Source organism: Bradyrhizobium sp. WYCCWR 13022, from assembly GCF_030435535.1.
In the GTDB taxonomy this organism is placed as follows: domain Bacteria; phylum Pseudomonadota; class Alphaproteobacteria; order Rhizobiales; family Xanthobacteraceae; genus Bradyrhizobium.
On the sequence record NZ_JAUIZJ010000002.1, the window covers coordinates 1,316,086 to 1,324,158 of the forward strand.

At 66.6% G+C, this 8,073-nt stretch carries 8 protein-coding genes and 1 riboswitch; of the genes, 5 read left to right on the forward strand and 3 right to left on the reverse strand.

Translation table 11 applies throughout. The features are described from left to right. Nucleotides 1–5 precede the first annotated feature (5 nt). Nucleotides 6–229, reverse strand: a riboswitch (cobalamin riboswitch). Between the two features lie 40 nt (nt 230–269). After that, the gene (cobO, locus tag QY049_RS07515) at nt 270–917 is read left to right on the forward strand and encodes a cob(I)yrinic acid a,c-diamide adenosyltransferase (protein ID WP_258762293.1); all 648 of its coding nucleotides are present in this window, start codon (nt 270–272) and stop codon (nt 915–917) included. A gap of 5 nt (nt 918–922) precedes the next feature. Continuing rightward, on the forward strand, nt 923–2,371 hold the full coding sequence (locus tag QY049_RS07520) for a cobyric acid synthase (protein ID WP_258762294.1): 1,449 nt from the start codon (nt 923–925) through the stop codon (nt 2,369–2,371). Here QY049_RS07520 and cobD read toward each other — a convergent pair. Both cobD and cbiB read right to left on the reverse strand, forming a co-directional pair. Then, entirely contained in the window at nt 2,360–3,325 is a 966-nt protein-coding gene (cobD, locus tag QY049_RS07525) for a threonine-phosphate decarboxylase CobD (RefSeq protein ID WP_301269235.1), read from the reverse strand. The genes QY049_RS07520 and cobD overlap by 12 nt on opposite strands. Nucleotides 3,326–3,336: 11 nt before the next feature. Beyond that, nucleotides 3,337–4,278, reverse strand: a complete 942-nt coding sequence (gene cbiB, locus QY049_RS07530; RefSeq protein ID WP_258762296.1) for an adenosylcobinamide-phosphate synthase CbiB — start codon at nt 4,276–4,278, stop codon at nt 3,337–3,339. A gap of 121 nt (nt 4,279–4,399) precedes the next feature. On the opposite strand from cbiB, the gene cobU reads away from it, so the two are divergent. The 3 genes from cobU to bluB are packed head-to-tail and all read left to right on the forward strand — an operon-like array spanning nt 4,400 to nt 6,322. Then, the gene (gene cobU / locus QY049_RS07535; protein WP_258762297.1) at nt 4,400–4,903 is read left to right on the forward strand and encodes a bifunctional adenosylcobinamide kinase/adenosylcobinamide-phosphate guanylyltransferase; all 504 of its coding nucleotides are present in this window, start codon (nt 4,400–4,402) and stop codon (nt 4,901–4,903) included. Continuing rightward, on the forward strand, nt 4,900–5,685 hold the full coding sequence (gene cobS, locus QY049_RS07540; protein WP_258762298.1) for an adenosylcobinamide-GDP ribazoletransferase: 786 nt from the start codon (nt 4,900–4,902) through the stop codon (nt 5,683–5,685). The genes cobU and cobS overlap by 4 nt, the downstream gene beginning before the upstream one ends. A gap of 4 nt (nt 5,686–5,689) precedes the next feature. Then, nucleotides 5,690–6,322: a 5,6-dimethylbenzimidazole synthase gene (gene bluB, locus QY049_RS07545; RefSeq protein ID WP_194476662.1), complete on the forward strand. Its 633-nt coding sequence runs from the start codon at nt 5,690–5,692 to the stop codon at nt 6,320–6,322. Nucleotides 6,323–6,378: 56 nt separating this feature from the next. Here the strand turns inward: bluB and QY049_RS07550 are convergent, their stop codons facing one another. After that, nucleotides 6,379–8,073: a ShlB/FhaC/HecB family hemolysin secretion/activation protein gene (locus QY049_RS07550; RefSeq protein ID WP_258762299.1), complete on the reverse strand. Its 1,695-nt coding sequence runs from the start codon at nt 8,071–8,073 to the stop codon at nt 6,379–6,381.

The following is an 8,073-nucleotide window of genomic DNA, read 5'->3' on the forward strand; positions in this document are numbered from 1 at the left end:
CCGGTCCAAAAATCGTCCGCGCTGGCAGGTCTCCCGGCTTGCGGAGCAGGGCTTTTGGCCCTTCGATCCCCGCCTTCCCGATCCCCCGAGGGGATCAGTGGCTTCGGGCATCTCTCCGGTCACGGTCGCGGGGGCGGCTGCATTTTGGACCCAAATCTTGCCGATTCGGACCCTATCGCATTCCCTCTTCGCCTGTCATAGGACAGGAACCAACGCCGGACCACCATTTGCCCCCGGCCGCCTCTTGTCAAGCCGAAGGACCGGATACCATGACGCCTGAACCGGAGACCCAGACGGCCGACGAAACGGACGCCAAGACTGACGCCAAGCACGCCGCGAAAATGGCGAAGATCAAGGTCGCCCGCGACAAGATCATGGCGACCAAGAGCGGCGAAAAAGGCCTCATCATCGTCCACACCGGCGCCGGCAAGGGCAAGTCCTCCTCCGCCTTCGGCATGATCGTGCGTTGCGTTGCCCACGGCCTGCCCTGCGCGGTCGTGCAGTTCATCAAGGGCGCCTGGGACACCGGCGAGCGGCGCCTGCTCACCGGCCATTTCGGCGAGCTCTGCCAGTTCCACGCCATGGGCGAGGGCTTTACCTGGGAGACGCAGGACCGCGCTCGCGACATCGCGGCCGCCCGCGCCGGCTGGGAAAAAGCGAAGGAGCTGATATCCGATCAACGGCTGCGCATGGTCGTGCTCGACGAAATCAACATCGCGCTGCGCTACGACTATCTCGACATCGCCGAGGTCGTCGATTTCCTGAAAACCTCGAAGCCGCCGATGACGCATGTCGTGCTCACCGGCCGCAACGCCAAGGACGAGCTGATCGAGATCGCCGATCTCGTCACCGAGATGACGCTGGTGAAGCATCCGTTCCGCTCCGGCATCAAGGCGCAGGCCGGCGTCGAGTTCTGAATTCGATGGCACGCGCATTGATGATACAGGGGGCCGGCTCGGACGTGGGCAAATCGCTCATCGTCGCCGGCCTTGCTCGCGCTTTCACGCGGCGGACCTTGCACGTGCTCCCGTTCAAGCCGCAGAACATGTCGAACAACGCGGCCGTCACCGTCGATGGCGGCGAGATCGGCCGCGCACAGGCGCTGCAGGCGCTTGCAGCGGGTGTCGAACCGCACACCGACATGAACCCGGTGCTGCTCAAGCCGGAGACCGATGTCGGCGCGCAGGTGATCGTGCATGGCAAGCGCATCGCGACTGCGCGCGCGCGTGAATACGCGGCGATGAAGCCCTCGCTGATGGGCGCGGTGCTGGAGAGTTTTGGGCGGCTCAAGGCGCGCTCTGACCTGGTGCTGGTCGAAGGCGCCGGCAGCCCGGCCGAGGTGAACCTTCGCAAGGCCGACATCGCCAATATGGGCTTTGCCCGCAAGGCCGACGTGCCCGTCGTGCTGGTCGGCGACATCGATCGCGGCGGCGTCATCGCCCAGCTCGTCGGCATCAAGACGGTGATCGACCCTGACGATGCCGCCTTGATCCACGGTTTTGTCATCAACAAGTTCCGCGGCGATTCCACGCTGTTCGACGACGGCTACAAGCTGATCGAACAAAAGACCGCATGGCGCGGCCTCGGCGTGCTGCCCTGGTTCGCGCGCGCCGGCGAGCTGCCGGCGGAGGATGCGCTGGGCCTGAGCGACGCGCGCAAGCCCGGCCGGTGCAAGATCGCCTGCCTCGCGCTGTCGCGGATCGCCAATTTCGACGATCTCGATCCGCTCAAGCTCGAGCCCGGGGTCGATCTCGTCATGGTGCGTCCGGGCGAAGCCATCCCCGGCGACGTCAGGCTCGTCGTGATCCCCGGTTCGAAGTCCACGCGCGGCGATCTCGCCTTTTTGCGCGCGCAGGGCTGGGACATCGATCTACTCGCACATCATCGCAGAGGCGGTCACGTGCTAGGCCTCTGCGGCGGCTATCAGATGCTCGGACACAGCGTCGCGGATCCTGACGGCATCGAGGGGCCCGCGGGCGACACGCCGGGCCTTGGACTGCTGGACGTGGAAACGGTGATGAGCCCGCAGAAGACGCTGACGCGTGTTGCGGCCGTGCATGCGGCGACGGCCCAGCCGATCCAGGCTTACGAGATCCACATCGGCCGCACCGACGGGCCGGATCGCGTACGGCCGTTCGCAACACTGAATGGCGAGCCGGAAGGCGCGATTTCCGGCGATGGGCGCGTACAGGGCAGCTATCTGCACGGCCTGTTCACGTCGGATGATTTCCGCAAGGCGTATCTGGCGAAGCTCGACATCCCCGCAGGCGAGGAGCCCTATCACGCCAGGGTCGAGAGCGCGCTCGATGCCCTGGCCGATCACATCGAACGGCATCTCGACGTCGAAGGCCTGCTCGCGCTAGCGCGCTAGGATCTTTGCGAGGCGCAGCCATTCGGCTTCGCTGCCGGGAAGACCCAGGCGCAGCCATGCCGGATTCTGCGCGAAGACTCGCGACCAGATCTGGCCGCGCGCGAGTTTTTCCTGAGCGGCAAGCGCATCAGGCGTCTCGTAGAGACGAAACAGCGGTGCGCCGCCGACGAGCCGCCAGCCTTGCGACCGCACCATGTCGTCGAGGCGAGCGCAATCCCGCACGAGGCGCGCCGACGTTGCCCCGGCCCAGGAATCATCGCGCAAGGCGCGGCAGCCGATCGCGATCGCCGCCCCCGACACCGGCCACGGACCTGATGCCGCCGCGAGCTTCGCAATGTCGGCTGCATGGCCGATCGCGAAGCCAAGCCGAAGGCCGGCCAGCCCGTAGAACTTTCCGAAGGAGCGCAGGATCAGCAGTCCCGGCCGATCTGCTTCCGAAGCGAGGGAGAGCTCGGGAATGGCATCAACAAAACTCTCGTCGACGACGAGGCGACCGACACGCGGCAACAACGCGAGCAGGTCCTTCGGCGCATGACGGCGCCCGTCGGGATTGTTGGGATTGACGACAATGGCGAGCTCGGCGCCCGCGAGCGCACCTGGCTCCCTCACCTCCTCGACCTCCCATCCCGCGGCCGACAGAACCGGAACATATTCGTTGTAGGTCGGCGCAAGGATGCAGGCACGGCCGCGCGGCGCGAGTTGCGGCAACAATTGAATGGCGGCCTGCGCGCCGCCCATCGCGACAACAGGCGCTGACGTGCGATAGGCGTGTCGCGCCGCCTGATGCAGCGCCTCGATCTCGGATCGCGGCGGCAGCGCCTGCCAATGATGCGCTGATATCTCGCCCACGGGATAAGGCAGCCGGTTGATCCCGGTCGACAGATCGATCCAGTCGTCCGCGCGTCCGCCGAAACGCTGCTGGGCCAGATCGAGATTTCCACCGTGCTCGCGCATGCCCTGTTCTTTCACGCGAAGGCCAGGATCGCAAGGATGGCTGCGAGCAGCAGCATGGCGCGGCGGTAGACGGCCAGCGCCTCATTGATGTCCACGGCAAGCGGATCGCGCGCGCCTTCGTTGAGCCAGGGCTCGTTCGTTAAGCTGCCGCGATAGATGCGGGGCCCGCTGAGCCGGACGCCAAGCGCGCCGGCCATTGCGGCTTCCGGCCAGCCCGCGTTGGGCGAGCGGTGGCGGCGCGCGTCCCGCGTCATGCATGACAGTGCCTGGGATCGCCGCGGCGCGAGCAGTACGAACAGAAAGCCGGTGAGCCGGGCTGGAATGAAATTGGCGACATCGTCGATGCGCGCAGCCGCCCAGCCGAAAGCCTCGTAGCGTTCGCTGCGATGGCCGATCATGGAATCCAGCGTGTTGATTGCCTTGTAGCCCAAAATGCCCGGCAGGCCGAACAGCGCGCCCCAGAACACCGGCGCGACGATACCGTCCGAGGCGTTTTCCGCGAGGCTTTCGATCGCGGCGCGTGCGATGCCGGCTTCATCGAGCGCGGCGGGATCGCGGCCGACGATGCGCGAGACCGCCTCGCGCGCGGCGGCGATATCGCCGCCCGGCAGAGGCTCGGCAACGGCGGCGACGTGATCGTGCAGCGAGCGCAGCGCGACCAATGGCCAGGCGAGGATGCCGACCAGCGCAATCTGGAGCCAGCCCGCGGCAAGCAGGGACTGCAGCACCCAGCCGATCACGACGGAGAGCGCGATCACGACAAGCGCTCCAGCGATACCGGCAGCGCGGCGGAGCGCCGGCGCGACGGACTCGCGATTCCAGCCGGCATCGATGGCGCCGATCAGCCGGCCGAGCCAGGTCACGGGGTGGCCGATTCGCGCGAACAACGGTGACGGCCAGCCCGTGAGGGCATCCACCGCCATCGCCACCACCATCGCGCCCGCAAAGCCCAATCCTGCCTCCTGTCCCGCCCCTGTTGCGCAAAGCGAGGGTCGAGCGCAAGCCCCCGAGCGCCTGATTTCGGCTTTGTCTTTGGCCGCGTTTGGTGATTAGTCAGGCCAACGGGAGACCTTCATGACCGTCATCTTGATCACGGGCGGAGCACGATCGGGCAAGAGCACGCGCGCGGAAACGCGCACGCGCGCCTTTCCGGGGCAGCCCGTCTATGTCGCGACGGCCGAGACCTTCGATGCCGAAATGGACGCGCGCATCGCAAGACACCGCGCGCGTCGCGGAACCGACTGGATCGAACGCGAGGTGCCGCTCGATCTCGTGCCCGCGCTCATCGCAAGCGATGGCGGCGGCGCAAGGTTGGTGGATTGCCTGACCCTGTGGCTCTCGAACCTGATGCATGCCGAGCGCGACTGGGAGCACGAGGTGAACGCGCTTGCCGCCACCCTGCGCAATCTCGAGAGCCCGGTCGTGCTCGTCACCAACGAGGTCGGCCTTGGCATCGTGCCCGACAACGCGCTGGCGCGCAGCTTTCGCGACGCCGCCGGAATCATGAATCAGACGATTGCCGATGTCGCCGACGAGGTCGAGTTCATCGTCGCCGGCCTGCCGATGAAGCTGAAATGACGCCGCGCGCCGACTTTCTGAACGACGTCGTCGCCGATCTCAGGATCGCGGCGTCCTTCGTCACGATCGTGCCGGTAGGCTCGTCGAAGCCTGCCGACAACGGCGCCATCGCGCGGGCGACCTGGGCGCTGCCGGTCGCGGGATTGCTGGTGGGACTTGCAGGCGGAGCATCCCACGCGCTCGCGAGCAGACTGGGACTGGCGCCAGGCATGGCCGCCCTGCTCGCGCTTGCAACGACCGCCCTCATCACCGGCGCGCTGCACGAGGACGGGCTTGCCGATACCGCCGACGGGCTCGGCGGCGGCCGCACGCGCGAGCGCAAGCTCGAGATCATGCGCGACAGCCGGATCGGCAGCTATGGCGTCTGCGCGCTGATCCTGTCGTTCGGCCTGCGCTGGAGCGCGCTGGCCGCGATCGGCAATCCCTGGGCTGTGATGTTGGCGATGTGCGCCGCGCACGCCGCGGCCCGCGCGGGCTTGCCGGCCTTCATGTCACTGGTCCCCCCGGCGCGACGCGACGGACTCGCGGCAAGCGCTGGATCACCGCCGGGCCGCAGCGTGGCCACAGCCTTCGCTATCGGAACACTCGCGCTTGCCCTGGCGCTCGGGCCGGCCAAGGCGCTGGTCGGGCTGGTGCTGTTGTCGCTGGCCGGGCTGATCCTGGCGCGGCTCGCCATCCGCCAGATCGGCGGACAGACCGGCGACATCCTCGGCGCGTTCGAGCAGGTCGGCGAGATCCTGATCCTGCTTGTTGCCGCGGCCTTCCTTCAGGCAGGAAGCTAAAGTCATGGTCGAGTTCGACGACGCCTTCCGTCGGCAATTGCGCGAGCTGTTTGTCTGGCGGCGCGATGTGCGCCGCTTTCGCACCGATCCATTGCCGGACGGAGCCGTGGAGCGGCTGATCGACACGGCTTGCCTATCGCCCTCGGTCGGCCTGAGCCAGCCGTGGCGCTTCGTCATCGTCGACGATGCCTCGCGGCGCCGCGCCGTGATCGACGATTTCAAGGCGTGCAACGCCGACGCGCTGGCCTGCTATTCCGGCGAGCGCGCGGCGCGCTATGCCGCGCTCAAACTGTCGGGCCTCGAGCAGGCGCCCGGCCACCTCGCCGTGTTCGCCGACAAGGCCAGCGACATCGGCCATGGCCTCGGCCGCGCGACGATGCCGGAGACGACGGAATACTCGGTGGTCGGGGCGATCACCGCGATGTGGCTGGCCGCGCGCGCCGACGGCATCGGGCTCGGCTGGGTCTCGATCCTCAATCCGCAGCGCATCCATGACGTACTCGATGTGCCTGCCTCCTGGAAATTCATCGCCTATCTCTGCATCGGTTATCCCGAGGCGGAGTGCGACCAGCCGGAGCTCGAACGGGCGAAGTGGGAGCATCGGCGCGACGCGAGCGAGTTCACGCTGCGGCGGTAGCAAGGTCGCACGCACCATCCCCCGTCATTGCCGACGGTGAGAGAAGGCGCGAAAGTTTACGACCTGCTCTTGTCGGCGACGGCCGCCACCGGGACCGCGCTCTGCGGCTTCTCGAACATCAGCAGCGGGCGGAAGACGACGCGGCCGTAGGCCTCGTAGTGACGCTGGGTCGAGACCGCATTCTTCAGCGGCGTCGCATAGTTCGCCTCGAACGTCATGAACGGAGCATAAGTCCAGGAGAAGCCGACACCGACTGAGGACATTTCCGTGATGCCGGGGGCCGTCGAATACACCGCGCCCCAGTCGGTGAAGACGTAGGTGTCAAATCCCCTGAGCCATTGCGACCAATTGTAATGCAGCTCGGCGTTGAAATAGTAGCCGCTGTCACCGGACGCCGCGCTGGTCGGATAGCCGCGCACGGTGGTGGGACCGCCGATCGTGAATATCTGGTCGCCCGGCAGCAGCTTCTCCTGGGTATACTGCCAGCTCGCCAGCACGTTGGCGCTGAAATTGGGCGGGCCGGCTGCGCTGGTCGCGATCAGCGAGCCGGTATAGGTGTTGAACGTGCGGTTGTTGCCGAGCACATGGTCTTGCCATTCGATGTAGTTCACGGCGGGCGAGACTGTGATCGAATAGGTGTTACCGGAATTGGTCACGGAGACGCCGGCCGTGGCCTTGTCGTAGTGGTCGTCGGTCACCGCGACCGTCGAGAAGCGGCTCACCGTCTTGCCCTCGGTTTCGGCGGCGTTGAGCAGCACAAGCCAGTTCTGCGTCACCCAGACCGGCTGGCTGAAATTGACCGCGGCCTGGCTCGACCGTCCGGTGACGTCGAGCGTTACGAACGGACCGTCGATGATCTTGATCTTGCCTTCGGTATAGCTGACGCCGACGCGTCCGCCCCAGGGATTGACCGGAACGCTGTAGGCGGCGTTGCCGTTCAGGTTGCCGTCGGAGCGGACGCCGTAGAACGTCAGTCGGTCGTCGACACCGAACAGACCGTGGCGCTTGTAGAAGGTGCCGCCTTCCCAGCGGCCGGTGTTCTCGGAGGCCTGGTTGTCGACGAAGAGCTGCCAGGTGTCGACCGGCGGCTCGATCACCGCGAACTGGAGGTCGGTCAGGCCGAAGCTCGTGCCGGGCTGGAGCAGCGCCTTGATCTGCACGTCGTTGGTCCGGTTGAACCAGGTCACGTCGCGATTGAGCTTGGGGACGTCGAGGACCTCGCCTTCCGGCTCCTGCACGCGCTGGAGGATGTAGTCGGTCCGCGTCTGCTTGTTGCCCTCGACGGTGGTCTTCTGGAGCCGGCCTTCGGTCAGCTTGATCTTGACCGTCCCGTCCTTGGGATCCTGCTCCGGCAGCGTCGCGATGCCGGTCACGATGCCGCGCTCGGTGTAGATGGCATTGATGTCGGCGACGATCTGCAGCAGCGTCGCGATGTCGACATTCTTGCCGACATACTTCTTCGCGATCTCGTCGAGCTCCGCCGGCGTGATGAATTTGGATGGGTCGAATTCGAGCTTGCGCAGGCGGAATTTCGGGCCGCCGGGCTTCATCAGCGGCGACTTTTCCCTGGGGCCGCCGACCACGGCGGGGCCGTTCAGCTTGGGCGGCGCGCTCTGCTGTTCGAACTGGCGTCGTTGCCGGTCGACGTCGTTCTGGATCGCACCTGGATTGATCGTGGGCACCTGCGCGCGCGCGGCCACGATGCTCGACGCTGCAAGCCCGACCCCCAGTGCTGCCCCCAGAACACGCAT

Bases quoted from the DNA above. Each gene is read 5' to 3' on its own strand.
- cobU (WP_258762297.1), top strand. From the start codon at position 4,400: ATGACCGTCATCTTGATCACGGGCGGAGCACGATCGGGCAAGAGCACG.
- cobD (WP_301269235.1), bottom strand. From the start codon at position 3,325: ATGCGCGAGCACGGTGGAAATCTCGATCTGGCCCAGCAGCGTTTCGGC.
- cobO (WP_258762293.1), top strand. From the start codon at position 270: ATGACGCCTGAACCGGAGACCCAGACGGCCGACGAAACGGACGCCAAG.
- QY049_RS07550 (WP_258762299.1), bottom strand. From the start codon at position 8,073: ATGCGTGTTCTGGGGGCAGCACTGGGGGTCGGGCTTGCAGCGTCGAGC.
- QY049_RS07520 (WP_258762294.1), top strand. From the start codon at position 923: ATGGCACGCGCATTGATGATACAGGGGGCCGGCTCGGACGTGGGCAAA.
- cobS (WP_258762298.1), top strand. From the start codon at position 4,900: ATGACGCCGCGCGCCGACTTTCTGAACGACGTCGTCGCCGATCTCAGG.
- bluB (WP_194476662.1), top strand. From the start codon at position 5,690: ATGGTCGAGTTCGACGACGCCTTCCGTCGGCAATTGCGCGAGCTGTTT.